This window comes from uncultured Ellagibacter sp. (genome assembly GCF_934643285.1).
GTDB lineage: Bacteria > Actinomycetota > Coriobacteriia > Coriobacteriales > Eggerthellaceae > Ellagibacter.
Genome location: NZ_CAKUBT010000002.1, coordinates 21,493 through 46,585 on the forward strand (window position 1 = coordinate 21,493; position 25,093 = coordinate 46,585).

General features: G+C 58.4%; 19 protein-coding genes. 5 read left to right on the forward strand and 14 right to left on the reverse strand.

The features are described from left to right. The 5 genes from Q0I65_RS01595 to Q0I65_RS01615 all read right to left on the reverse strand — a co-directional run bounded on the left by Q0I65_RS01595 (position 1) and on the right by Q0I65_RS01615 (position 5,583). Positions 1–1,236, reverse strand: a complete 1,236-nt coding sequence (locus tag Q0I65_RS01595; RefSeq protein WP_296059056.1) for a cysteine desulfurase — start codon at positions 1,234–1,236, stop codon at positions 1–3. 84 nt (positions 1,237–1,320) lie between these two features. Beyond that, complete coding sequence (locus Q0I65_RS01600) at positions 1,321–1,758, reverse strand: hypothetical protein (RefSeq protein ID WP_296059057.1); 438 nt, start codon at positions 1,756–1,758, stop codon at positions 1,321–1,323. Continuing rightward, positions 1,751–2,212, reverse strand: coding sequence for a SufE family protein (locus Q0I65_RS01605; RefSeq protein WP_296059059.1), 462 nt, complete (start codon positions 2,210–2,212; stop codon positions 1,751–1,753). Before Q0I65_RS01605 ends, Q0I65_RS01600 begins: the two co-directional genes overlap by 8 nt. Positions 2,213–2,325: 113 nt before the next feature. Next, positions 2,326–3,873, reverse strand: coding sequence for a hypothetical protein (locus Q0I65_RS01610; RefSeq protein WP_296059061.1), 1,548 nt, complete (start codon positions 3,871–3,873; stop codon positions 2,326–2,328). A gap of 117 nt (positions 3,874–3,990) precedes the next feature. Next, positions 3,991–5,583 (reverse strand): helix-turn-helix domain-containing protein, encoded by a 1,593-nt coding sequence (locus Q0I65_RS01615; protein WP_296059064.1) that lies wholly within the window; start codon positions 5,581–5,583, stop codon positions 3,991–3,993. Between the two features lie 427 nt (positions 5,584–6,010). On the opposite strand from Q0I65_RS01615, the gene Q0I65_RS01620 reads away from it, so the two are divergent. Next, positions 6,011–7,351, forward strand: coding sequence for an MFS transporter (locus Q0I65_RS01620; protein WP_296059066.1), 1,341 nt, complete (start codon positions 6,011–6,013; stop codon positions 7,349–7,351). Between the two features lie 85 nt (positions 7,352–7,436). Here Q0I65_RS01620 and Q0I65_RS01625 read toward each other — a convergent pair whose 3' ends face one another. Together Q0I65_RS01625 and yedF are read right to left on the reverse strand one after the other, a co-directional pair. Beyond that, a complete protein-coding gene (locus tag Q0I65_RS01625; RefSeq protein WP_296059068.1) occupies positions 7,437–7,697 on the reverse strand; it encodes a DUF3343 domain-containing protein in 261 nt (86 codons plus the stop codon). A 15-nt stretch (positions 7,698–7,712) separates the two neighbouring features. Then, entirely contained in the window at positions 7,713–8,321 is a 609-nt protein-coding gene (gene yedF, locus Q0I65_RS01630) for a sulfurtransferase-like selenium metabolism protein YedF (RefSeq protein ID WP_296059070.1), read from the reverse strand. 273 nt (positions 8,322–8,594) lie between these two features. Between yedF and selA the strand changes: the two genes are divergently transcribed. After that, positions 8,595–10,055 (forward strand): L-seryl-tRNA(Sec) selenium transferase, encoded by a 1,461-nt coding sequence (gene selA / locus Q0I65_RS01635; protein WP_296059071.1) that lies wholly within the window; start codon positions 8,595–8,597, stop codon positions 10,053–10,055. Beyond that, on the forward strand, positions 10,052–11,986 hold the full coding sequence (gene selB / locus Q0I65_RS01640) for a selenocysteine-specific translation elongation factor (RefSeq protein ID WP_296059073.1): 1,935 nt from the start codon (positions 10,052–10,054) through the stop codon (positions 11,984–11,986). Before selA ends, selB begins: the two co-directional genes overlap by 4 nt. Positions 11,987–12,168: 182 nt before the next feature. Here the strand turns inward: selB and Q0I65_RS01645 are convergent, their stop codons facing one another. Both Q0I65_RS01645 and Q0I65_RS01650 read right to left on the reverse strand, forming a co-directional pair. Beyond that, positions 12,169–12,825 (reverse strand): LysR substrate-binding domain-containing protein, encoded by a 657-nt coding sequence (locus tag Q0I65_RS01645; protein ID WP_296059075.1) that lies wholly within the window; start codon positions 12,823–12,825, stop codon positions 12,169–12,171. A 10-nt stretch (positions 12,826–12,835) separates the two neighbouring features. Then, positions 12,836–14,176 carry an AMP-binding protein gene (locus Q0I65_RS01650; RefSeq protein ID WP_296059077.1) on the reverse strand — a complete coding sequence of 447 codons (1,341 nt, stop codon included), beginning with the start codon at positions 14,174–14,176 and terminating at the stop codon, positions 12,836–12,838. 180 nt (positions 14,177–14,356) lie between these two features. Here Q0I65_RS01650 and Q0I65_RS01655 point away from each other — a divergent pair, with 180 nt between their 5' ends. After that, entirely contained in the window at positions 14,357–15,301 is a 945-nt protein-coding gene (locus Q0I65_RS01655; protein ID WP_296059079.1) for a LysR family transcriptional regulator, read from the forward strand. A gap of 54 nt (positions 15,302–15,355) precedes the next feature. On the opposite strand, the gene Q0I65_RS01660 is transcribed toward Q0I65_RS01655, so the two are convergent. The 4 genes from Q0I65_RS01660 to Q0I65_RS01675 all read right to left on the reverse strand — a co-directional run bounded on the left by Q0I65_RS01660 (position 15,356) and on the right by Q0I65_RS01675 (position 23,289). After that, the gene (locus Q0I65_RS01660) at positions 15,356–15,505 is read right to left on the reverse strand and encodes a DUF5679 domain-containing protein (RefSeq protein ID WP_170264504.1); all 150 of its coding nucleotides are present in this window, start codon (positions 15,503–15,505) and stop codon (positions 15,356–15,358) included. 114 nt (positions 15,506–15,619) lie between these two features. Further along, a complete protein-coding gene (locus Q0I65_RS01665; protein WP_296059083.1) occupies positions 15,620–18,979 on the reverse strand; it encodes an aminopeptidase in 3,360 nt (1,119 codons plus the stop codon). A 55-nt stretch (positions 18,980–19,034) separates the two neighbouring features. Next, the gene (locus tag Q0I65_RS01670; protein ID WP_296059085.1) at positions 19,035–20,357 is read right to left on the reverse strand and encodes a hypothetical protein; all 1,323 of its coding nucleotides are present in this window, start codon (positions 20,355–20,357) and stop codon (positions 19,035–19,037) included. 22 nt (positions 20,358–20,379) lie between these two features. Beyond that, positions 20,380–23,289: a helicase C-terminal domain-containing protein gene (locus Q0I65_RS01675; RefSeq protein WP_296059086.1), complete on the reverse strand. Its 2,910-nt coding sequence runs from the start codon at positions 23,287–23,289 to the stop codon at positions 20,380–20,382. Between Q0I65_RS01675 and Q0I65_RS01680 the strand changes: the two genes are divergently transcribed. Continuing rightward, positions 23,288–24,013: a hypothetical protein gene (locus Q0I65_RS01680; RefSeq protein WP_296059088.1), complete on the forward strand. Its 726-nt coding sequence runs from the start codon at positions 23,288–23,290 to the stop codon at positions 24,011–24,013. The genes Q0I65_RS01675 and Q0I65_RS01680 overlap by 2 nt on opposite strands. A gap of 88 nt (positions 24,014–24,101) precedes the next feature. Here Q0I65_RS01680 and Q0I65_RS01685 read toward each other — a convergent pair whose 3' ends face one another. Further along, complete coding sequence (locus Q0I65_RS01685; RefSeq protein WP_296059090.1) at positions 24,102–25,058, reverse strand: D-alanine--D-alanine ligase; 957 nt, start codon at positions 25,056–25,058, stop codon at positions 24,102–24,104. Between the last annotated feature and the right edge of the window lie 35 nt (positions 25,059–25,093).

Here is a 25,093-nt window from a genome sequence, read left to right on the forward strand (position 1 = left end):
TTACTTGCGAGACCGTGCGGCTCGGAGCATCTGCGCGGCACGGTCTATCTGGCTCGCGGCAAAGTCGATTTCGGCCGTCGTGTTGTAGAATGCCGGCGACAGTCGCGCCACGCTGCTCGTTCCCAGCCAATCGAGCACGGGCTGTGCGCAGTTGTGGCCGCTGCGCAGGGCGACACCGCGCGCGTCGATAAGCGTGCACAGATCGAGCGGGTGCACCCCGTCGATCGTGAACGAGACGAGACCCGCGCGCTCCTTCGGCGAGCCCGCGATATGAAGTCCCTCGATTTCCCCGAGAGCGCTAACTGCATGGTTGACCAGGTCGGACTCATACGCTGCAATCTCCTCGCGACCCAAAGCGCACAGGTAGTCGCATGCCGTACCGAGCGCGATCGCACCGACGTAGTTCGGTGTGCCCGCCTCTAGGCGCAGGGGAAGCTCTTCCCAGGTGGTCTGCGCTTGCGTCACCTTCCCCACCATCTCGCCGCCGAAATCGCGGGGAGCGAGCATCTCGAGCGCCTCGCGCGTGCCGCAAAGCGCACCGATGCCCGTGCCGGCCATCATCTTGTGGCCGGAAAAAGCCAGGTAGTCGACGCCCAAATCCACGATATCGACCGCGCCATGGCGCATGATCTGCGCGCCGTCGAGCACGAACAAGGCGCCCGCATCATGGGCCATCTTGGCAAGCCTCTTCACGGGGGTCACGGTGCCGAGCACGTTCGAGCACCCCGTCATCGCGACAATCTTCACCTTGCCGTCGGCGAGCAGCTCCGCATAACGTGTCTCATCGAGGTCGCCCTCGGCGGTGAGCCCGGCGACGCGGAAATCGGCGCCCGCGGCAAAACACGCCTGCTGCCAGGGAACATAGTTGGAGTGGTGTTCCATGAGGCTCACCGCGACGGCATCATCGGGCCCGAGCACGTGAGCCAGGCCGCGGGCAACCATGTTCAAGCCGTCGGTTGTGCCGCGTGTGAACACCACGCACGACGAATCGGCCGCGCCGACGAAGCGAGCGACCGTTTCCCGCGCGCGCTCAAGCGCGTCGGTCGAGGCGTGCGCAAGATAGTGCATGCCGCGATGAACGTTGGCGTTGCTCGTGTGATAGTGGTTCTCAATCGCGCGAAGCACCTGGTCAGACACTTGCGTTGTCGCAGAATTGTCCAGGTACACGAGCGGGCACCCGTGTACCTGCGTCTGAAGAATAGGAAAATCCTCGCGAACCTTCGCTACATCGAACATTGCCGCCCCCTTGCTGCCTTCACCTCGCGCGCCGCGCCGTCGCGCTTGAAACGTCGTCCGCGCGCATCGCCCCCTATGCTACACCTACTCGCGGCGCAGGCTCGGGTCGTCCTTCGCATCGAAGAGCGCATCGGCGAGCTGCGTGATGGTCTCGAGGTTGGCCGACTCCTCGGGAGTGAAACGCACGTTCAGCGCACGCTGCAATGTAAGGGACAGAAGCACCTTCTTGATGTCGGTCGAGCTCTGGTTGGTGCACGTGGTCGAGCCTTCCGCGAGCTTCACGCTCTTGTCGTTTTGGCGCAAAAGCTTCTCGACGCTCTCGTCGGCGAGCTTCAAGATGTCCTCCGTGCCCAAAGCCTGCACCTCGTCTTCGGTCAGGAAGAACTTCGCGAGCGTGTAGTTGCGCACCTCCTGGCGGAATCCCTCGCGATCGAGCAAGCCCGATGTGATCTTATCCTGCGCGACCTGCGCGTCCTTTGCCGCGATATCGAGGCGGTCTTTCAGCGTCATCGTGCTAGCCATGATGAGGTTCCTCCTTATCGGAAAGCGCCTTGCGCGCGAATTCTTTGACCGTGGTGGCGATTGCGGAAACGCCCGCCTGCCGCTTCGCGTCGAAGATATAGGCAAGCTCCGTCTCTTCCACGAAACGCACGGGGCACTCGATAATCGCCTGCGCATCTTGTCCCGAGAACATTTGCTGGAACAGATAGATCACACCACGCACCATGAGCGTGTCGCTGTCGCCTTCAAGCGCGAAGCCCTCGCCCGGCGCCACGCCCACCCATGAGGGGTAGAGCCACACCTGAGACTGGCACCCCTCCACAAGCGCTTCTTTCACTTTGCGCTCCTCGGGAAGTTCCTCGAGCTGCGCCGATAGCCGCAAAAGGTAGTCGAACTGCTCGAACGTGTCACCAGCGGCGACGAAGCCGTCGATAAATTCCTGCTGAATCTCGTCAGGAGCCTTCACGTTCCCCATCCCCTTTCTCGCCGACCCGAGCCCCGAACTCGGGAAAGAACAAGCCCGCGACGTCGATTGCGGCGCCGCGGGCTTGGCGTTCGGCGCGTGATACGCCTTCTCGTTGGCTTGACTTATGCCTGGACGATTTCCAGACCGAGCAGCTCGCCGAGCTCGATGATCTGCTCTTCGAAGTCACCGTAGATGAGCGGCATGTGGTTGCCGATGGCAGCCTGCTTCTTGAAGAAGTCCTTGGAGTCCTTCACCTGGAAGAACACGCCCATGGAGCAGTTGGTCTGATCGTAGCCCATGGAAGTGAGGACCTTGCCCTTGGCGACGAAGAGCTTCTCGACGGTCGGGTCGACACGGCACATCGTGATCGTCTGGCCGGCGTCCTCTTCGAACTTGTAGCGCAGGGTCGCGCCGAAGCCGGAGCGGGCGAACGGGCGGATAGCGTAGGGGCGATAGGGCTCGTCGAAGGATTCCCAACGACGGTTCGGCACGGAGTGGAAGGTCAGAACGACGTTGGGGACGTCGCCGAGCTCTTCCATCTTCTGGTCGACATGCTCGGGCGTGAAGAACAGCGCCTTGGGGAGCTGAGCTCGCACGCCGTGGCGCACCGGGCTCGTGAAGCAGTTGCCCATGTAGGACGGACGGCGGCCGATGGCCTGCAGCATCAGCTTGGAAACCACGGCGCCCAGGTCGTACTCGCACGCGGAGGGGATGCCCTGCTCGTTGTTGAGCGAGTGGTTCAGGCACATCGTGAACTTCTTCTCGTTCAAACGGCGGGTTGCGCACAGGTCGGGGCAGGGTGCGGTGAAGCAGTTGCACTCGTAGGAATCGAGGAACTTCTTGATGCCGTAGTTGGCCTCGACGGACTTCTTGACCATGTCGCGCGTCATGTCGCACTCGACAGCACCGTTGATAAGCTCATCGGTTTCCTTGTCGATGATCTTCTCGTCCTCGGCGGTGAGGTTCAGGCCCTTGCGGCCCGGCGTGCAGTGGTTCGACATCGGGTCGTCGTAGGAAATCTGGTCGAGCAGCTCGTGGGCGGAGACGTAGCGGATGCGCGTGCCGAGCTTCGCGGTGATCTTCTCGGGATCGATGATGGAATCGGGAGCGCTCGGAGAAACGGTGCTCGTCATGCGGGTCGCCGCGAGGATCTTCGAGTCCTTCATGACCTTGCGGGCGCGCAGGACGGTCATGTACTCGGTGGCGTCCTCCCAATCCTCGAAGGAGTAGAACTCAAGGCCGCGTGAGAGGAACTCGGCGGACGTGATGGCGGAGGCGCAGCATGCCTGGGTGATAGCGCACGGCTTGCCGACGCGCTGCGCGAACTCGAGAGCCAGGTCGTACGGACGGCTTGCATAACCGATGAAGTACAGGTCGACGTCCTCGCTTCCCTCGGCGAGCTTGTCGATCATCTCGTCTTTGGTGAGGAAGTTCTCGTCGCGCTCGACCTTGACGGGCTCGAGCAGGTTGACGACGTTCTCCGGCATAGCGGCCTGGAGCTGGGCATACCAACCCTTGAACTTCTCGGCGGCCATATGGAGGTCGAATTCCTTCTCAAGCTGGATGCCCTCGCCGAAGCGGCACGGTCCCTCGAACACGTACTCGTGGTACAGCGTCAAGAAAATCGGCTTCACGTTGAGACGAATTTCCTCATGTTTTTTGATGGCCATGATGACTATCCTTTCCCCTGTTCTGCGGCACTCTCTCCCGTGCCGTGCTGACATCGAGAAGAGTACGGCGCGCCGCAGCGTAAATCATGGGGCTGGAATCACCGTCTTCGATGAATTCTATTGTGCATTTTGCATAAACTCGATGTCGTCGAAACGGTATGCGAAGAGCAACGAGAAGCGAAGGGAGGGATCGGACGTGTCGATGCCATACATGCTCTCGATGCGGTCGATGCGATACTTCACATTGTTGCGATGCATGTGGAGTTTCTCGGCAACGATGTTCGCCCGTCGCTCGCACATGAGGTACTCGTAGAGGAACTGATAGTTGCCAGTGCCCCGCTCGGCGTCGTCTTTCGCGATAGAACGAACGACGACGCTCGCGTAGGTTGAATTCAAAAGCGGCAGGTCATCTCCCATTTTGTCGGCGATAAAGGCGATTTGGGCTCGATCGAACGAGAAGATACGGCTCCAGTTGAACGAAATCGGCAGCTTATGAGCGCCCGGCTTGGCCTTCGCCCCAAGCCGTGCAGCCTCGCGCGCCTGTCGATAGGCAATGGAAGCCTTAGCGAGGTTTGTGAACTTGGAGCTGCGTCCGCAGATAAGGTCCATTTTCTCCATGAGCTCGTTGATGCGCGATGAGATGGATTTATGCCCCCTTGGGCACGAACCGACCTCGCAATGCAGCGCGCACTGCGGAGAGAGGCAGTTGAAGCACAGCACCGTAACGCAGCCGTCAAATAGGACAACTTTCGCCGGTGCCACCATCGTGACCAGGTCGGAAAGAAGCCGCGAGGGAGACATATCCTCGGTGACGGGAATCGTGAACAGGCAAAACCGCGCTTCTGGTGGAATACCCACGAGCTTACATCGCTCGCGAATGATAGCCTCGTTGCTCTCGCGGCCCAAAAGCAGATCATGAAGGAACGTGTCGACCGCGTTACCCGAGGGTTTGTCTTCCGGGTATTCGTGCTCGGCAATGCGTTTGACCCTCGAGAGGAAAAGGTCGAACGTATCGTAGAGATAGTCGCAGGGGGGAAGCTCGTTGCACATCATAACGACGATGAGACTGAAGGTCGTCTTGGTTTTAAACGACTTTACGATTGTGACGTATTTGCAGATGGAGAGCGTATCGTTGACGATGAAGCCGTCCTCTTTCGCCCATGGCTTGAAGCGCTTGTGCAGCTGGAACTTCCGGATGTTCTCCTCGGTATGGTAGCCGTGCTCGATCAGCTCCATCGTAATCGGATCGTCACAGGGAGTTCCTTTGGTGTAGGCCAAAAGCTTGAGAGCCGGATCCACTACGACGACGTTGTTGCGCAGCATCTTCTCGCTCACGTCCATAAGCTCTTGAAGCCCGCCGCCGCGGCCGAGCACCGCGTCCATATCGCGCTCCCACATCCCGAATCGATAGAAGATTTCGAGCAACGCGTTGAATACCTGGAGCGTTCCCTCTCCCCCCGTGACGGAAAGCACGGCGGTCTGGTCGGGCTTGGTCGCGTGATGGTCCACGAAAGCTGCGTGGCGGCCGTAGCCTCGGACGCTTTCGCAGTCTTCGCTCGTCGAGCAAACGTAGAGGATATCGTCCCCCGCAATCGACGATTCCCCCAGATAAAGACGGGCATTTTCGAAATCAAGACTCCCGTCAGACGAGATTGAGACGTTCCCCATAGCCTCAAGTTCGCGCTTCATGATGTTCAGCGAAACACCCATGACCTACTCCCCTCAGATAAAGCCATTGTGCCGTATCCCATAATGGCCTATCTCCCGTCCGATTGCTTTAGTCGAAAGCCAGGCTTTTCGATAATCTTATTATGCAAAATGCACAATAAGATTTCGCCCTCATCGTGCACGCCTTGCAAGAAGCACAACAAGTTCCATTTCTTTCGTATGCCCCATGCCCACTGACACATGTACGCGAGGTCTATAAGCTAAACCCGAGCGAGAGACCATCCCCTCCGCTCTCAAAAAGCCCCTTCTTCCCTCGAATTTCAACGAAGGGGCAGCATCGCTGGGGCGGGTGTTCTTTATCCCAAAACCTGCCCCTCCGAAAAGCTTACCCCGTCTGCAAAGGCGGTTGACATACATCACGGGAAACCGGGCGCATAAGGGGATAGCGCCCAATCTAAGGAGGAGAACCATGCCAAGAATCAACACTGCCATTCGTTCCGTCTGGGGGGTGTCCGAGATAGGCTTCTCAATAGCCGCAACGCTCGAGACGACGTTCTTCCTGTTCTTTTTGACCGACGTCGCCCAGCTGCCGCTGGCCATCTCGGGCATCATCGCCACCGGCGCGTCCGCCGTCGACACCATCTCCGCGCTGCTCGCGGGCGTCTTCATCGACAAGTTCCACTTCAAGAAGGGCAAGTACCGCCCCTGGCTGCTCATCGCCCCGACCATCGCCATGGTCTTCTTCATCCTGTGCTTCACCAAGATCGGCGGTGACGTCACAGCCGCCATTATCATCTCGATCGGCTACGTCGGGAGCCACTTCTGCTGGAACATCACCTACGCGGGCGTCCGCTCCATGACCAATGTCCTGACTGACGACCCCTCCGAGCGCGCCTTCCTGTCCGGCCGCCTCGGCGCCGGCGCATCCCTGGGCCGCGTCATCTCCGCCAAGCTGGTCCCGCTGATCACCACCAGCCTGACGGCGCTCGTCAGCGGCGTGTACGCCTACAGCATCTGCGCCGCGATCGTGTCCGTCATCTACATGATCGCCATGTACATCAGCTTCGGCGTCACCTCCGGCTACGACACCGAGACGAAGTCCGAGGGCAAGAAGATCTCCTTCAAGGCCATGGGCAAGAACATCGTCACCAACCCCAACCTGATCGGCGTCGTGCTCCACGACATCCTGCGCATGATCGCCTTCTACACCGTCGCGGCCGGCACCGCCTACTACGCCAAGGTCGTCCTGGGCGACGCCGCGGCCGCCGGCACCGTCCTCATGGTCTTCTTCATCGGCTGCTTCGTCGGCTCCTTCATCGCCGCCCGCGTCGCCAAGAAGATCGGCACCAAGAACACCACGCTGATCGGCGTCGGCGGCTGGGCCGTCATCTGCGGCATCTGCTTCTTCGTCCAGCCCGGCTTCGTCGCCCTCAACGCGCTGCTCTTCGTCTCCCAGGTGCTCTTCGGCCTCGCCTACGGCCTGTCCGCCAACCTCTACTCCATGTGCGCGACCTGGAGCCACTGGAAGTCCGGTGAGAACACCACCGGCACGACCATGTCCATCATGACCGTCGCCGTCAAGCTCGGCGTCACCCTGCGCGCCATGATCCTGCCCGCCGCCCTCGCGGCCGTCGGCTACGTCTCCAGCTCCACCGTCTTCGACGCAGCCGCCGTCGCGGGCATCAACCAGGTCTACTTCCTGCTGCCCTTCGCGCTGCTGCTCATCTCCCTCGTGCCCCTCGTCTTCCTGTTCAAGATCAAGGACGCAGACGTCGTCCGCATGAACGAGGAGATTGCCCAGAAGGCATAGGGGAAAGAACCGAAAATTGCCGAGGTTTCTTGCCTCAGCATGCAAAGAAGGGGCCGAACGATTTCGGCCCCTTCTTGTTGTTCGACTACGAGAGCTTCGTGTACCCTGTCGCCTCGTAGAGCGTTGCGCATTTCGCGGCATCGCCCGTTACGGTATCGGCGACGAAGGCTTGCGCCTCTGCCGCACCTTCCGCCTTGAACTTAAGCGACATGCCGCACCCCGCGCTGATCTCGCGCGGAGTCGGGATGAGCGCAAAAGAGGCGCCCGCCGCCTTGAAGGCTGCTTGCGCCGCCATCGCGGCATGCGTCGAGTCGAAGGCGAGCACGAATGGTTGCGCGTCCGCCATCTGAGTTTCCCCCCATTACAGCGTGATGGTCTTCGCGGACTCACGCATACGCTCGAGGATGTCGTACATGTTGGAAACCTCGCCGACGGAAAGCTCATCGGCAATGCCGAAAAAGTTCAGGCACGTGCCGCACACGAGTACTTCGGTGCCCTGCTCTTCGAGCTTTTTCACCGCCTCGATGACCTGCTCCTCTCCCGGTGCTACCAGCTTCACGCCAGCGTTCATGAACAGAAGCGACGTCGGCGGATCGCCCGCCTCGGAAAGCGTGTAGAGAGCCATCTTCATAAGGTTGCGACCGAGCTCGAGATCGCCGTCGCCCACGAAATCCTTGCCGACGAACACGGAATATCCGCAACCGCCCGTGGTCGAGCACGCGCTTCCCGCCTCGGAAATGACGGCAGGAGCCTCGGTGCCGTCGCCCTCGCCGAAGGTAATGAGCCAGCCGCCCTCGATCTCGTCAACCGACGTGGCCATGCTCTTCTTCTTTCCGAGACGCGTGAGGTTTTTCACGGCCGTCTCGTTATCGACCTGGATAGCGAGCTCCGTTGCGCCCGCGTCGAGCTCCTTTTTCGCCATGACGAGAGGCATAGGGCATTGCTTGCCAAAACCGTCGAGGATTTTCATGGGGAATCCTTCCTTGCTGAGGCCCGTACATACGGGCACGGTAAATTGCGCTTGTTTCACGTGAAACAAGCTTCCAAGCAGGCGAAAATGCAGAATGTCGCGCGGCGGCAGAATCGCGCGGCGAAAAATCGCTCTGTCAAGGATGAGTATAACGCAGAAACGCACAGGGTGCCCATCTGACGGACGCGATGGCCGCAATCGCGTCCGAGGGCGACGGAAAAGCCGCCCACTGTTACAATTTGAGTCACCGTTTCTCGCACGAAAGGCGCATTCATGACTTCGCAGTCCCCGCACGATAAGCTCCGCTCGCTTCCTCAGGTTGAGGAAGTCCTCCACGATGCCTCGCTCGAGGCCCTCACCGAAAGCGTTCCCCGAGACTTGGTATGCGACGCTGTGCGCGCAAGCATCGACGAAGCGCGGCAAACTATCCTTGCAGGAAGCGACGCCGACACGTCCGTTCCGAGCATCGTGCGCGCGACCCGCATGAGGCTTCTCGCGCTGAACCGTCCCTCTTTGCGACGCGTCGTGAACGCAAGCGGCGTCATCATCCACACAAACCTTGGGAGAAGCGTTCTCGCGCCCGCCGCCGTGCAAGCGGTAAACGAGGTCGCAAGCGGATATTCAACGCTGGAGTACGACACCGACGCGATGGCGCGCGGCTCGCGGCACGCTCACTGCGAGCAGCTCATCTGCACGCTCACCGGAGCTGAGGCCGCAATCGCCGTGAACAACAACGCCGCAGCGGTAATGATGGTGCTCTCCGAATTTGCCGCAGGTCACGAGGCTATCGTCTCGCGCGGCGAGCTCGTCGAAATTGGCGGGTCGTTTCGCATCCCCGACATCATGGCGCAATCGCACGCCACCATGGTGGAGGTCGGTGCCACAAACAAGACGCACCTCTCCGACTACATGCGAGCGGTCACGCCTGACACGGCCATGGTCTTGAAGGTGCATCCCTCTAACTACCGCCTGATCGGTTTCACAGAATCGGTCGCCATCTCAGAACTGCGCGCGCTTGCCGACGAAGAGAACGCCGCGCGCGAGCAGACAGGCGAAACGAACGGCGGCAAGCTTCTCGTCTACGAGGACCAGGGATCAGGCGCGTTCATGCGCTTGACCTGCTTCGGCGACTACGCCGAGCCCACCGTCGCCGAGTCGTTGCAAGCTGGAGCAGATCTCGTGTCGTTCTCAGGCGACAAGCTGCTTGGCGGCCCCCAGGCAGGCATCATAGTCGGTGCGAAGCCGCTGATCGCGCGCCTGAAGAAGAATCCGCTCGCCCGCGCGCTGCGGCTCGACAAGATGACGCTCGCGGCGCTCGAGGCCACGTTGCGCCTCTATCTGAACCCCGAGAATGCGCGCCGCGAGGTTCCCACCCTGCGCATGCTCACCGAAACCGCTGATGAGGTTCGCGTCCGCACCAAGAAGCTTGCGAGCATGCTGAAGAAAGCGCTTCCCGCCGACGCCTGCGAGGTTTCCATCGTCGAGGAGATTTCCCGCGCGGGCGGCGGAGCCCTTCCCATGTGCGACATCCCCACCCATTGCGCGCAGGTCAAGTTCTTGCGAGGTGACGCGCTCTCATGCGATCGCCACCTTGTTTCGGAGCGCCCCGTTCCCGTTGTGGGGCGCTTGAAGAAAGACACACTACTCTTCGATGGGCGCACTGTGCTCGACGAGGGAGAGATGCAGGAAATCGTGCGCGCCTGCACCGAGTATTTCGAAGGGATCGACCGATGAAGAACCACGACCTCGTCCTGGGAACCGCAGGGCACATCGACCACGGCAAGTCCTCGCTTATCCTCGCGTTGACGGGCACCGATCCCGATCGCCTCTCGGAGGAGAAGCAACGAGGAATCACCATCGAGCTTGGCTTCGCGCGCCTTTCCCTCGACGACGGCACCACCTTAGGCGTAGTCGACGTCCCCGGCCATGAGAAGTTCGTCCGCCAGATGATCTCGGGCTCGACTGGCATCGACATGGCGCTTCTGTGCATCGCAGCAGATGACGGCGTCATGCCGCAAACGACCGAGCACTTGGCCGTGCTGGAGCTGCTGCGCATCCCTACGCTCGTTGTCGCGCTCACAAAGACCGACCTCGTTGACGGCGAATGGGTCGAATTCATGATCGACGAGGTGAAAGGCCGCCTTGCGGGCGGGCCCTACGAGAGCGCCGAAATCGTTCCCGTCTCGAGCCGCACGGGAGAGGGACTCGACGATCTGAAAGCGGCGCTCAGCCGTGCAGCGAAAGTGACGAAGCGCCAAAAAGCATCCGACACTGCTCGCCTACCGATCGACCGCGTCTTCACGATCAAAGGTGCAGGCACGGTCATCACGGGAACGCTCTGGAGCGGTGCCGTTTCCACAGGCGACGAACTTGAAGTGCTCCCAAGCGGACGCATATCCCGCGTGAGGAGCATCCAAATCCACGGGGAAAGCGTCGAGCGCGCCGAGGCTGGGCACCGTGTGGCGCTCAACCTGAACGCTCTTTCTACCGACGAGGTACGCCCGGGTGATTTCCTCGCCACACCCCATACCGTCACCGCGACCGACCGCTTCGACGCCGATTTCACCTTCCTCGGCCTCCCCTCGTCCGATAAGCCCCTCGAAAGCGGGGCGCGCGTCCACGTTTCCCACGGAACACGCGAGGTCATAGGGCGAATCCTTCGCATCGGCGGCGGCCAGCCCATCGAGCGGGGCGAGCGCGTCTACGCGCAGATTCGCCTTGACGAGGAGCTTCCCGTATCTTGGCAAGACCATTTCATCGTGCGGTCGTACTCCCCCGTGCACGTCATCGGCGGCGGCGTCGTGCTCCGCGCGCACCCTAAGCGCTCGACCACGGAGACTCCCGAGAAGATCGCGCTCCTCGATGCCTTGCGCGACGGAGACGGCGATCGGGCGGCGGAATGCGCATTCAACCTCGAGAAGGCGCCGGTAACGTGCGAGGGCATCGTCCATGCAGCAGGATGCACTCGAAAGGCGGCGCAGAGTGCACTCGAGTTGCTCGAGAAATCGCGCAAAGCCGTCCGCCTCTCATCCAGCCAGGCAGGGGCAGTTGAGTATTTCACCACGCCGCGCTATGTACAGAAGATGCGATCAGCGATTGAAAACGCCCTGCTCGCCTTCCATAACGAGAACCCGACATCGACCGGCATATCAAAGGAAGCGCTGCGTCAGAAAGCAGCCGCCCGCCTTTCCGCCGATTGCTTCGACGCTCTCTTAGCCGATGCGCAAGCCACCAAGCACGCTGTTGTCAACGGCGGCGAGGTTTGCCATCCCCAGGCGGGAGCTGGAGCTCAGGCGCTGGAGAAGCAAGCCGCAGAAGCCCTGCTTGCCGCACTTCGCGAGGCTGGTGAGTCGCCTGCGGCTCTCGATGAGATCTTCTCGAGCTGCAAGATCGAGCCTGCTCTCGGCCGACGCGCCATGGCTTCCCTCGAGAAAGCAGGCGAAGCGATGCGCGTCACGAAAGAGCTCGCTTTCGCTGCTGAAACGCTCTCCCAATTTGAGCAGGCGGTTCGCACATGCCTCGCCAACGGGGCCTCAGCGAGCGCCGCGGAGCTGAGGGATGCCATGGGCACCACCCGAAAGTACGCCATCCCCCTGTTGGAATACTTCGACGGCAAGGGCATCACCCGCCGCTCAGGCGACGAGCGCGTACTGACAGGAAGATAACGCAGCGCGCCCAGCGAGAAAAACGGCACCGCACCTCACTGCGTGGCGAGCGCCCGACAAGCAAGCAAGAAGCGTCTCTTCCGAGAAACAAGCTTGCGCCGACAAACGCCCATCCACTAGCGAAAAGGCCTCAGACGGATTATTCCGCCTGAGGCCTTCACCGTTATGCGCGCCGCTTTCCCTTAGAGGGATGCAACATAGCGCTCGAGATTCTTCTTCAGTCGACCGAGGAAGCTTTCGCCCAGAGTGGAAAGCTCGGCATCTGCCTTCGTGATATACCCGAGATGGATTGTCACGTCCGTCTCGAGAGGAACGGTCGTCAGCGCCGGGCCGTCTGCGATGCCAACGAGAATACCGCTCGTCACCGTATAGCCATTGAGGGCTACACAGAGCTCGGAGAGCGAGGCGCGGTCGGTCGTCGCGATCTTCTTTGCGCATGCAGGGTCGCACACCGCTTCTTCCGCGAATTCAGCAGGCGCGTCTTTTCCCTGGTCAAAGTAGATATACGGCCAATCAGCAAGGTCGCCCAACGAAAGCGACTTCGCGTTCGACATCGGATGACTCGAGGGCAGGGCCACGCGCGGCGCCGACTGCACGAGCTCGGTATACTCCACGCCCGCCGTCTTGAACGCCTCGTCGAGAGCGGCATCCGAAGCGGACGTCTTGAGCAGAATGCCCAGTTCGCTCACTCCTTGCGCGACATCGTCGATGACGCCCTGCGTCGTGCGGTCGCGCAACGCGTAGGAATACTCATCGCCGCCTGCCGCAAGCACGGTGTGCGCGAACGTCTGCACATCGAAGAGGTAGTGCTGACCTGAAACCGAAAACGTTTTCGACATAGCCTTCTCCTTACTTCTGCGTACGCTCATCAACGAAACGGCTCGCTTTGTGTGCGGAAGACGTACCGAGCTTGCCCGCGTCGTACACGATCACCTTAGCAGGTCGCACGCCGCAATGGGCCTTCAATGCCGCCTCGACGCGCTTCGCAACCTCGGCATACGGCTCTTCGCTGCCAAACGCACGCTCGACCGAGACCTCGTAACGGGTCGTGTAGTTCTCATCGTAGACGCGAATGGAGTACTCGCCGGTAAGGCCCTTCGACGCACGGACGACGTATTCCACGTCGGAGGGGAACACGTTCACAGCGCCGACGATGAACATCTCGTCCTTGCGGCCGGTCACATGGATACGGGCAAGGGTGCGCCCGCATTCGCACTTGTCGGTGCTCACATATCCGATGTCGCCCGAGCGGAAGCGGATCATCGGGCGTGCCTTCTTCATGAGCGTCGTGTAGGTAAGCTCGCCGACGCTGCCCGGCTCGAGCACCTCACCGGTCGTTGGATCGACGGTTTCCACGAGAATCTGGTCCTCGACGATATGCAGGCCGTCTTTCGCCTCGCACATCGCAGCGCATGCACCGTAGATGTCGGACAGGCCGAAGAAGTCGACGACCTTAGCGCCCCACAAATCCTCAATCGCCTCGCGCGTCGACGAGATGGAGCCGCCTGGCTCGCCTGCGACGATGATAGTGTGGATGCTGAAGTCCTCGCGCGGGTCGAACCCTTTCTCCTTCGCCTTCTCGCCAAGCGCCCAAGCATAAGAGGGGGACGTCCAGATGACGGTCGGCTGATACTGCTTCAGCACGAACAGCAAGCGGTCGGAAGGAACCGCACCCACCCAGATGGCGAGCGCGCCGAGCTCCTGTGCGCCCATGACGTCGGGGCCGCCGACGTAGAGCGCGAAGTTCAGCCCGTGCACATAGCGGTCGTTCGGACGCATACCCGCCTGCCAGAAAAGGCGCGCTTCGGTCGATTGCCACAGGTCGAAGTCCTCCTGCGTGAAGGGGCTCACCGTGGGAACGCCAGTCGAACCGGAAGAGGTCGCCATGAACACGACGTCTTCCTCGGGAACGGAGCACATCTCGCCGAAGAAGCTACCAACGTGCTGCGTCTCGCGCTCCGTCTTCTTATCGATGAAGGGGAACTTCTCAATGTCGGCGAGCGAGGTGATATCCTCGGGCTTCACGCCTGTCTCATCGAAAGAGCGCTTGTAGTACACCGTGTTCTCGTATGCGTACTTCACCATCGCCTGCAAGCGTTCGAGCTGGAGTTTTTCTAACTCAGGACGCGGCATGCACTCGATTTCGGGATCGTAGTATTTCTGATCGTAAGGTATGTTCTTCTTCGCCATGCATATACTCCTCATTGTTGCTCATGGGTGCTTGATAATAAAACCACTCGAACTTGCTCGAGGCAAGCATTTGAATTGGACTTTCTTTTGAGTACTAGTTATCTTTCCAATCGATAGTTGCGTATAATGCAATTACAATATCAAATTCTGATTGAACCGAACTTCCCAGGAAAGCGAATTATGACTTTACAACAGCTTCGTTACCTCATAGCTATCGCGGAATATGGGTCCATCAATGCTGCGGCTCAAAATCTCTACGCCTCGCAGTCCAACCTCTCCACGGCGATCAAGGAGCTTGAGGCTGAACTCGGAATCACCATATTCACCCGCAGCAATCGTGGCGTCACCCTCACCAATGACGGAACCGAGCTGCTCGGCTATGCGCGTCAGGTTATCCAACAGGCCGACATGCTCTCCGAGCGCTACGCAAAAGGGTCTTCGAGCCATGCGCGCCTGACAGTTTCGACGCAGCACTATGCCTTCAGCGTGCAAGCCTTTGTCGAAGTTGCCGAAATGTACACAGGAGACGAGTACGAGTTCACCTTGAGAGAATGCCGAACTGGCGAGATTATCGACGACGTGCGTACCTTCCGTAGCGAGATTGGAATCCTGTTCCGCGATAGCTTCAACTCACGTGTGCTCGACAAAGCCTTTGCTGATGCAAACGTCGTCTTCACGCCTCTCTTTGATGCGCTGGTTCATGTGTTCGTCGGCGAGCATCATCCACTTGCGAAGGCAAAAATCCTCACGCTTGACGATCTGGAAGATTATCCGCGCTATTCCTTTGAGCAGGGTACGGAAAACTCCTTCTATTACGCCGAAGAGCCATTCAACCAGATTCCCCATAAGAAGGAGATCCGTTTCTCCGACCGCGGAACGTTGACGAACCTCCTTACCAATCATATCGGCTACACGTTGTCTACCGGCGTCCTCTCCTCCGAGATGCACACGGGCATCGTGTCCATCCCACTTGATACCCGTGGCCTTCCCGGCAGCAACGGGACGATGCAGGTCGGATACATTATCCATAGCCAGATGAAACGCAGCCAGCTTCTCGAGGATTATATTTCGATGCTCGAGAACGTCATGAGGGACAATCCGTTCGTCCACCCCTACAAGCACTAAAAAAGGCGATGTTTCACGTGAAACATCGCCTCTCGCAAGCTGAGCGCATTCGGGTTATTTAACAGCGCCAATGCGGCAGATCTTGCCCCCGCAGTCAGGGCAGGTTCCCTTCATGATGGGCTTACCGTTTTTGGTAACACCCTCAACCGGGTTCTGCATTTCCTTCTTCGCCTTGCACTTGACGCAATATGCTTCGATGGCCATTCCTATAAACCTCTCTATCGAATCGATATGGGTGGAACCAAAAGCCCGTTTCACCTCAAACGTTCGAAATTATACAGGAAGCAGACAATCTATCTCTAAGAAATCCTACTCCCCTTAGATATTCTTTAGCATTTCCACAACGAACTCGACATTCTTGGAAAGATTGTCCGATTTCACCACGTCAATCGTATCATCTTTCTGACCGAAGAACGCAGGCTTAATCCCGTCCATGCCAGCGAGATGCATAGCCTGAAAACCTTGCTGTGCGGCGTATGCGCCAGACCCCTCGCCCCACGGGATAGTCGCACCGCCCACGTGCGCGCCCGTTGCCTGAGCCGCCTTCTTCACGTAGCGCTTCATACGAGAAGAGACGGATACCTTGCGCAGCGTGCCCTCGCTCTCGATAAGCGACAGCGACCCTGCACCCATCGCCTCGAGATCCACGATGATCGCACCACGCAGCTCATCGGCGTGGTCGGCGAGAAACGCTTTCATGCCGTTATGGCCGGAAAGCTCGCAGCCAAGAGCGACGAACCAGACTTCCGTCGTAATCTCGGGGTTATGGAAGTGGTAAATGCGCTCCTCGTCTTCTTCGGGCTCCACAGGCTCCGGCATCATATCTGGCGTCACGATTTCCTCTTCGGAGCGAACGTTTGCATTGCCCATCGAGATGCGCGAGAAGGCGCCTCCGTTCCAACGGCTGCGGCCACCACGGCGCGCGCCATCGTCAGACGCCGGCTCAAAAGCGGTCGTCTTGTCCTCGTAGAAGCTGTTGTCCTCGTCGTAGTAATCGTCGTCGTACTCGTCCTGTGAATATTCCCCGTAGCCAGCCTGCGCAGCTGCATCAGCCTCGTAAGACGCAGACTCGTCGCGGAAGCTCTCCCAACCACCTCGGTCGGCCCCCACAGTGCGAGCATCGAAGGAATCATCGACGTCGAGCCATTCCTGCGGCGTCATGGGAGTGTCTTCTTGCTTCTTCTTGCGGCTAAAGCGGTCGAAGAACTTGCGAACGCGAGACTTCGGCATCTCAACGTACCCAGGGCCCGCGAATGCACCTGTCTCGGTGACAGTGCCGTCGTACGCCGAATCATCAGCATCGTCGACATAGATGTCTTCGTCGGCGACATTCTCGAAAAGCTCCTCATCGACAGGGGCGAAAGAGCCTGTCGCGCTCGCAGGTGCAAAAGATCCGATCTGATTGATCGCGACCGTCGCGTCATCGGACGTTTCCTCGGCAGTTTCATTCTCTTGGGGTGCCTCCGCCGGCTTTTCAAGCGTGATTGAGCCGGAAAGCGACGGGAGAGAGCCTCTCAGGCTCGAGATCGACATAGACGAAGGATGAGTCGGAGCGACTTCCGTTTGGCCCTGAGAAGAGCTCTCAATGGACGGAATTTGAGCACGAAGTCTCTCAACAGGCGATTTTTTTCCCTTTGAGGCGTCTGCAAGAGGCGCGCGCTGCTTCTTCAGCTCGGCGACCGGCTTCAAATCTTCTGCCGTTATCGCCTCGAGCGTCGGTGCCTGCGCAGCGCGGCTTGCTTCCGCGGCCAAAGGAGCCACGAACGGCGCAGGGGCTTCCGCCGCCGCCTGGGCAGCCGCCTCCTCGCGCAAGCCGGTCACGTCGATCGGCGTCATCGCGCACGTAGCGTATTCCTCGGTCGAGGCGGGCGCGGGCGAGTCTGCAGCTCCAGCCTGAACGTTCGACATCGACGCTGCGTCCTGTACGGGAACAACAGGAGGAATCGCCGCTGCGGAAACGCGCTGCTCGCCAGCGGGAGAATCAGCGGGCTGTGCCGGCACTTCATTGTTAGCAATCGGAGTTGCCTCTGCGGAAACCGGCTCGACAGCGAGGGGCGCCGAGGTATCGACAGGCTTCGTCCATTCGGGCATAGACCAATCGGGGATTGCCTGATCTCTCTCCCCCGCGATGGACACGCGCTCCTGTTCGATCACCGCGAAGGTAGTATCTCCACCCTCACTCTCGAAGCCCGGCGCCTTCACTTCCATTATGGAATCGCGCATAGCAGCCAATCGCTGCTCAGTCTCGGACACAACCGCCTCGTTCGCTTCCTGGAAATGAACTCTGCTCGCGCTCACCGCGGCATCGAGCGCATCGGCATAGCGAGAACGATGGACCGGCTTGTCGTCATTCTTGGGACGCTTGGCCTTTTCCTGAGCGCGCGCAAACCACGCAGGAACGCTCGACCCGTCATCTTCAACCACCATCTCGGCGGCTGCAGGAGCCTCTTGTTGAGAAGTTTCGGTATATGCCGCCTCATACGGGGAATCGAACTGCGACATCTCCTTGTCAAGATACCCCTCGATGGGGGAACCCTGAGCTGCAGGGGCGGGACGCGATGCCGCCAACGCAGCCTCAGCGGCATCAGCTTGCGCCGCGATCTGCTCCTGAAGAGCAGCGGCAGCTTCGGCGGGTTTCGGAGCGAAGGCAGCCGAGGTGTCCTCGCGAAGCGCCTGCATGTCCTCATCGCTCGGCTTGCCGACCGGCTCGTCTTTCACTTGTACGAGATTCTCGGAAATGTCGAACACAGGGGCGGCTCCTGGCACGGGCTTTCCGGAAATCGCCGCGATTGCCGCCTTCGCCTGAGCAAGGCGAGCCTCTGCCGAACCCGCAGGTGCTTGAGGCGCCTCGTAAACCACGGAGGCTCCGTCGGGGACCACGCCAGCGACGCGAGCCGCTTCCTCTCCATGGATTACCGGGTCCTCTTCATAGTTCTCAACAGCAGACGTAGGGCTGCCAACACGAGCAGCGGTCTCCATGAGCACAGCAACACCCGATGCATTGCAATTGGCACCAGCGCTATATCCAGCCGTACGGTGCGCGAGCGCGAAGATTCCCGGAGCAATCGCAATAATCGCGGCAATCACCGTGATGATCGAGATAACGACAACGGGAGCACCCGACGCATTACCGAGAGCCACCCCGCGAATGAGAAGCAAAATCGCAGTAACCACAGCAGCAACAGGTGCACAAAGCTTGATTATCGGAAGAATCCCCAGAAGAGGCTCGTTCAACTCAGCCTGAACCTTACCGCTGTCGTAATGGGAAACAATCACTATCTTTCGATGGGAAGACTTCATGTCGGCGGAGGCGGGCTCGTACTTTGCCACTACATTCTGACTCACGCCTTTACCGAGCATGCGAGAGAGGACTGGCTTGCCAAGCGATTCAGCGAGCATAAGACCCCCGCTTACCAGAGCAAGGAAGAATGCGAGAATCCCAATAGCGGGAACCGCAAGACCCAAAACCACTGCAACGAGCAAGATGCCTGCACAAATGAGTGACGGCGTCTCCGTGTTGGAGGCTATGGCGAAGTCCTCGATTTCTGCTGCGAGGCCCGCTTCCTTCTGAAGATAGTCGGCGATATAGAGCGCCGCCTGCTGCTCCTCTTCGGTACCGCCAGGTCGCGGCCCGATTTCCTCGGAGAGATATGACACATGGTCGATGATATCCGGCATAGGATGCCCTTTCACTTTCCTTTTGTATGAAGGCATATATGCTGCATACTATACGCTATTTATTGAAGGTGCCCAAATAATCACGGATAAAAGCATCTGCGCTCTGCGCTTGTGAACGGGCATTTTCATACATTTCTCGACTCGACGCCGTTTTGCTATTAAACGCGTCTACTACGAGCTCGTCTGGATCCTCCGAAAGCTTCTCTGCGAGTTCGCCCGCCTGTTTCTCCGCGTTGTTGTAAGCGTCGTTATGCTCGGTCGCCGCTTGCGTGTCGCGGTTGATGAGCGCATCATTCGACTCGATGGCATAGCCTTGCGCTTCGAGTCTCTTATCGATGTAGCTCATATATGCACTCAAATCCAACTGTGGGAAGAGCTGCTCGGCATTCTGCAGCGCATTCTTCGCCTTCGAAAAGGATTCTATCGCCTGCTGGGACTTCTCTGTCGACGCTTGCATATCGGCCGACGTTGCCGACGAGGCGATATCCGCCGCCTCTCGAGCCAACCCATCGGCAGCGAGAACCAACTGCCACCCTTTCGTTGCCTCTTGCCTCGCCTGAAGAACACTCACCGTGTCGTCAATTATGGCAGCGCCGCTTGTCAGCATCTGGCGACGAGCCGTTATTGTGTCAACCACCTTGGAATCGGGGGTATTGCTCGCATCGGAACTGCTACTTATTGCTACTTGACCTACCGCTTCCTCTGCCTCATTAAGCTCATCGATGCAGGTCGACTTCCCATCCTGCACCTTTTTCTGGACATCAAGCGTATCGTCTAGCGAAAGGGAGGTGACGTCACTGTTCGCCAAATCGACGACGACGGCATCGATTTCTGCCAACAGCTCGTCGGTCCCGGACAGCTCAGAAATGGCGCTGCTCAAGACCCCTTTGTACGTCTGCTGATCTTGATAGGTGCCGAAGCCCCACCACGTCAACCCTCCAGCCACCGCAAGCAGGGCTACGGTAAGCGCGAACGATACGATCAACCGCCCGCGCTTGCGCGCACGCTTGCGCGATGCAACTTCAGCATCGAACGATCGAGGTTCACGCGCGCTGTGCGACCCACGAGCTGCTCCACTCACTCTTTTCTGCTCGAGACGACGTTGTCTGCGCTCGAATCGATTTTGGGAGCGCGCCGAGGAAGGTGACACTTCCCGCTGCGTCAGCGCAAGCCCCTCGTCTTTCGATGGCGTCGATATGCTCTTTCTCTTCCCAGGAAGCGTGAAAAGGGAAATCGTCCCGAAGGGGCTCGAGTTCCCTTCGCCATCGAGCGAATTTTTGGCCGCATCGAGAACACTGAAGGAAATCTCGTTCGAGGTTCCCTCCGTGTTTCTCTTGATGTGCGCCGCTTTCGCGACTTTGTCGATTCGCTTAGCCATGGCAATGTTTCACGTGAAACATCTACTCGTTTGCTGCCGCAAGTCGAGCGATGATTTCGTCGGTTGTGCACACTTCTATCGTTTTGCTCGGAAGCGAGCGGAGGAATACCTTCCCATAGCCCTTCGTTATCAAGCGCTTGTCAGCCAAGATGAGAACGCCCTTATCGGAAGCTTTTCTGATGAGCCTTCCAGCCGCCTGCTTCGTCTCGAGAACCGCCTGAGGCAGTGAATAATGGCTCCATGCGTGGTCATCACGCGTAGCTCTTTCACACGAAAGCGGGTCAGTCGGCTTTGAAAACGGCAGCTTGGGAATAATCACGCCGCGAAGGGTCGAGCCCGGCGCGTCAAAACCTTCCCAAAAGCTTTTTAACGCAAAGAGCGAAAGATGCCTGTCCTTGATAAAGTCGTCGCGAAGTCCCTTAACGGATACTCCCCATTTTTGGCAAACGAGCCGCAGATCCTCTTCCTTGAGGACGGGTTGAACGACGTCAAAGCACTTCTCCATTTCGCGCCGGTTGGTGAACAACGTCAACATCGACCCCTGCTGCGCGATATGAGTACCCACCAAAAGCCGCTCGAGCGCGTCAAGGTAATGGGGGTCGGATGGCTCCGGGATATCGCTTGCCACGTATATTGTCATGTTCTTATCGAAGTCATAGCTCGAATCGAGCTGGCAGGTATGTGCGCGCGTTCCCTCGCCCGCGTTCAGACCCATCGCATTCTCGAAAGAAGTGAAGTCCCCGTCAATGGATAAGGTAGCGGATGCGTAAACAACTGACTTTGTCTGAGAGTACAGCTTATCTTCAAGGGCCTTGCCCACATTGACGACGAGAGCCTCCAGCTTATCGTTTTGCTTGTCCTTCTTACGGCACAGCTCAGCAGCATAGGCGTAGCTATCGGACTTCTCGCCGAAAATCACCTCAATTGATCCCACGAGGTCCTTCAGATCCATTGCAACCGAAGCAATTTCACGCTGGGGCTCCGCAGCTCCCTCGATGCTCTCAAGGTAGCCGACAAGCTCCTGGCTGCAGGTGATCGCCTTTTCCGCGCTTACCTGCATAGCCTTTGCAAGCGTTCGCAGCGAACCGAACGTCTCCGAAGCCCGAATGTCATCGTTGAGCCACAACTCCGTGCGGTCGTAGCTTCGGCTGCGCTTATTCGGGTCAAAATACAGCAAGTCCTTAATATGGGGAACGAACTCGTGAGCCGCCGCAGCAAACATGTCGCCAACAGACTTCGCCTTACCAACCAATCCCTCGAAAAGCGTCGCCCCATCGTTTTTAAGCGAGGAACTCAGCTTCTTTTCGGCGCGGGCGTAGACATTACGACTCTCTCCGCTGGCAACTTTTTGCGCAAGGCGAATAACATCCTCCGCTGCGATTTCCAACGAGAAGGCGCGGCGAGCTTCCGCCTCGGCACCGTGAGCCTCATCGAGGATCCAATGGCGAACAGGTGGAAGAAGGCCATTATCGGCGGCCGCATCGCAGAACAACAGCGTGTGGTTCGTTACCACAACATCTGCCGTCTCCGCAAAACGACGCGCACCGTGAACAAAGCACGTCGTTCCGTAGAAGGGACATTTGCGACGGAGACAATCATGACTTGTAGTGGTCACCGCACGGCGGGGCACCACGCGATAGTCCATCTTCAAGCTGTCCATATCGTCGTAATCAGTCTGATCAATGAACGACAGCAAGGCTCCCAGAGAAGGAGCCTGGGAGTACTTCGTACCCTGGACGTCGACCATTTTGACGCCCTCTTTGACGAAGCGGTTGACTTTTCGCAGGCACGGGTAATGGGAAAAACCCTTCAGCGGGGCATACGTGATATCGCCAAGCGATTGGGCAAGCGCAGGAAGCTCATGATAGACCAGCTGGTCGAGCAAAGCGTTTGTCTTTGTCGCAACGCCGATAGCGATATTGTTCGCCTTTGCCATGAGAACCGCAGGAACCAGATACGCCATAGACTTTCCAACGCCGGTACCCGCCTCAACTACGAGGTTCTCGGATGCTTCGAACGCCGCACGAACTTCTTGAGCCATCGTGAGCTGCTCTTCACGGGGCTCAAAATCGTCATAGAGCTTTCCCACGATTCCCGTCGGGGAGAACGCTTGCGCAATGTCCTCCGCTGTCGGATACTCCATCGACTGAACCATCTTCGCATCGATACGCGGCTTCCGCTCATACGAAGTCATGCTTTCGTGACGGAGTTCCTTAAGGGAAAACGACTTTGCTTTCGGCTGGGCAAAATGCTGGAACACCACTGCTGTGTTCCATTGCTCCACCGATGCGAGAAGCGCGATGCATTTCACCAAGGCCGGCGGCATCTCATGCACAGCTGCGAGCAGGATTCGAAACAGCGCGCACGTAGCTGCAACATCGTCATCCGCGCGGTGTGTTGACGTTGGTGCCCCAAAGGCCTTCACCAAGTCGATAAGGCGATGCGACCTCATACGGGGAAGGGCGATGCGCGCCAGATCGAGCGAGTCAATCCAAATGTTGTCCAAAAGCGGGTATCCACTCGGATGGCGAGTCGTAAACGTGCGGTCAAACTCAGCGTTGTGGGCGACCATCTTCGCATCCCGCGCAAACTCGACAAGCCCCGCGAGTGCCTCATCCGGCGAAGGTGCGTCCGCTACATCTTCATCATGGATGTTCGTCAAATGAGCAACATCATCGGGAATCGCTTTCCCCGGATTAACGAACGTCACATACCAATCAACGACCTCACCGTGTTCCATGCGCGCTGCGGCAATCTGCGTAAGCTCGTCATGGTTAAAAGAGAAGCCCGTGGTTTCGGTGTCAATTACCACGATGTTCTCGTCAAGATCGCCGAAGTCGGACTCTTTGGCCAAACCAGATAAGCGGCGGTAACGCTCACGAACTCGCTCGGGGGTTCCGTCGCTGATATATGCATCGAGATTGCTATTCATGAAACTTCTCTCGTTATTCCTCTCAATTGTTTCACGTGAAACACTCGTCAATTATAAGATAATGTTTCACGTGAAACATTATCCAGCGAAGGAAGCGCACATGGAACGTTATTTCGGCTCTTATCAGAAAATCGAGCCTTCATCGAAGAAAGAGGGCGCTCTCCTTCTCAGCGCCGACAACATTATCGGCGATTCCTATGAAATCATCTTCGATGGTGATACAGCCTGGGTTAAGAATCGTTTCGGGGCGCGAGTAGGTCATTTTACCATCGATTTCTCCCGACAGCTTCGCGTCTTGAACGCTCGCGGGTGGAAATTCACCGCATTGCTCTCACTTGTCGCGTTCACACAGGAACCGGAGCCAGGCACATACTGGGCTGAAATGGCCGTACTCTGCTTCGAGCCTCAATATGAGTCTTCAATCACGGAGTTCTCCAAGAGCATCTCGTCTATGCTCGCTGAGGGAATTCGCCCCGAGATCAATCTTGGCGAACAAGCCATATCGAAGGTCATCGAGTCGAACGGCACCTGGAAGCCTGACATGCGCAGCAGAAGGCCTAAAAGCGAAAACGGCACCGTCGTGATGAAAAGCCAGCGAAAAATAAGCGAATCGCTCATCGAGAAAGGCCGTGCGGGAAACATCGGCTGCTACATCGTCAGCATTGCTTTCATCATCGTTGCCATCGCGGTAATTATCTTCGCCATCAAAACGTTGCTCTTCTAGCCCCTCACCGCAAACAGCGCAGTGCGAACGGAATCACACTGCGCTGTCTCATGTTTGATCAACGATCCCTCTGAAGCCCCGAGACCCTTTATCGGCCGCTCCGTTCAAGCGCATACCCAATCAACATCGTGCACAGCTGGGGGAAGGGAATGCCCGCCGCTGCCGCAGCATCGGGGAGAAGCGAAGTCTCCGTCATGCCAGGGATCGTGTTGGTCTCAAGCGCCCACGGCTTGCCCTCGCCATCGAGGATGAAATCCGTACGGGAAACACCCTCGCACGAAAGTGCCTTATGCGCAGCGACGGCTTCCCTCTTAATCGTCTCCGCATCCTCTTCCGAAAGCTCCGCGGGGCAGATATGCTTCGAACCACCAGCAGCATACTTCGATTCAAAATCGTAAAATTCGCCCTTTTGGGCAATGATTTCGATAACAGGAAGCGCGCGCGGCTTGTCATTGCCAATGACCGCGACAGTGAACTCACGCCCTTGCACAAACTTCTCAACCACAATTTCACTGTCATGCTCGAATGCTTCGGCAATAGCCCTCTCCAGAGCTTCGCGAGTATCAACGATCGAAATCCCGATTGAGCTACCCTCGGTTGCAGGCTTAACCACCACATGGGTGCCGATTTGGGCAATAATGGAATCGATATCAAGCGAATCGTTGGATGAAATAGTCATCGAGGGAGCCGTGGGAACGCCTGCGAGACGATAAAATTCCTTGGAACGCGCCTTGTTGATAGCCGTCGCACTCGACCATACGCCCGGCCCGATATAAGGAAGGCCAATTGTCTCCAGGAAGCCCTGAATCACGCCGTCTTCCCCTTTGCGACCATGCAGGCATAGAAACGCGACATCGAAGTTGCCATCAATCAGAGCAATCAAATCTTCTTTCTTGGCAGGATCGAAGCATTGGACAGGAAACCCCGCCTCTTGCAATGCCGCAAGGGCACCTTTTCCTGACGCAAGCGAAATTTCCCGTTCTCCGCTCGTGCCGCCGGAAAGCAATGCAACGCGGCATGTTGACGTATCGAAAGCGCTCGGCATGATATCTCCCCTTCATCGCGCGTTAATCTCTCGTT

Excerpts from the sequence above, each read along its gene's own strand:
- Q0I65_RS01645 (WP_296059075.1), bottom strand. The coding sequence starts at position 12,825 with ATGTCGAAAACGTTTTCGGTTTCAGGTCAGCACTACCTCTTCGATGTG.
- Q0I65_RS01600 (WP_296059057.1), bottom strand. The coding sequence starts at position 1,758 with ATGGCTAGCACGATGACGCTGAAAGACCGCCTCGATATCGCGGCAAAG.
- Q0I65_RS01660 (WP_170264504.1), bottom strand. The coding sequence starts at position 15,505 with ATGGCCATCGAAGCATATTGCGTCAAGTGCAAGGCGAAGAAGGAAATG.
- Q0I65_RS01650 (WP_296059077.1), bottom strand. The coding sequence starts at position 14,176 with ATGGCGAAGAAGAACATACCTTACGATCAGAAATACTACGATCCCGAA.
- Q0I65_RS01670 (WP_296059085.1), bottom strand. The coding sequence starts at position 20,357 with ATGGCTAAGCGAATCGACAAAGTCGCGAAAGCGGCGCACATCAAGAGA.
- Q0I65_RS01610 (WP_296059061.1), bottom strand. The coding sequence starts at position 3,873 with ATGGCCATCAAAAAACATGAGGAAATTCGTCTCAACGTGAAGCCGATT.
- selA (WP_296059071.1), top strand. The coding sequence starts at position 8,595 with ATGACTTCGCAGTCCCCGCACGATAAGCTCCGCTCGCTTCCTCAGGTT.
- Q0I65_RS01625 (WP_296059068.1), bottom strand. The coding sequence starts at position 7,697 with ATGGCGGACGCGCAACCATTCGTGCTCGCCTTCGACTCGACGCATGCC.
- Q0I65_RS01685 (WP_296059090.1), bottom strand. The coding sequence starts at position 25,058 with ATGCCGAGCGCTTTCGATACGTCAACATGCCGCGTTGCATTGCTTTCC.
- Q0I65_RS01680 (WP_296059088.1), top strand. The coding sequence starts at position 23,288 with ATGAAACTTCTCTCGTTATTCCTCTCAATTGTTTCACGTGAAACACTC.
- Q0I65_RS01605 (WP_296059059.1), bottom strand. The coding sequence starts at position 2,212 with ATGGGGAACGTGAAGGCTCCTGACGAGATTCAGCAGGAATTTATCGAC.
- selB (WP_296059073.1), top strand. The coding sequence starts at position 10,052 with ATGAAGAACCACGACCTCGTCCTGGGAACCGCAGGGCACATCGACCAC.
- yedF (WP_296059070.1), bottom strand. The coding sequence starts at position 8,321 with ATGAAAATCCTCGACGGTTTTGGCAAGCAATGCCCTATGCCTCTCGTC.
- Q0I65_RS01675 (WP_296059086.1), bottom strand. The coding sequence starts at position 23,289 with ATGAATAGCAATCTCGATGCATATATCAGCGACGGAACCCCCGAGCGA.
- Q0I65_RS01615 (WP_296059064.1), bottom strand. The coding sequence starts at position 5,583 with ATGGGTGTTTCGCTGAACATCATGAAGCGCGAACTTGAGGCTATGGGG.
- Q0I65_RS01665 (WP_296059083.1), bottom strand. The coding sequence starts at position 18,979 with ATGCCGGATATCATCGACCATGTGTCATATCTCTCCGAGGAAATCGGG.
- Q0I65_RS01620 (WP_296059066.1), top strand. The coding sequence starts at position 6,011 with ATGCCAAGAATCAACACTGCCATTCGTTCCGTCTGGGGGGTGTCCGAG.
- Q0I65_RS01595 (WP_296059056.1), bottom strand. The coding sequence starts at position 1,236 with ATGTTCGATGTAGCGAAGGTTCGCGAGGATTTTCCTATTCTTCAGACG.
- Q0I65_RS01655 (WP_296059079.1), top strand. The coding sequence starts at position 14,357 with ATGACTTTACAACAGCTTCGTTACCTCATAGCTATCGCGGAATATGGG.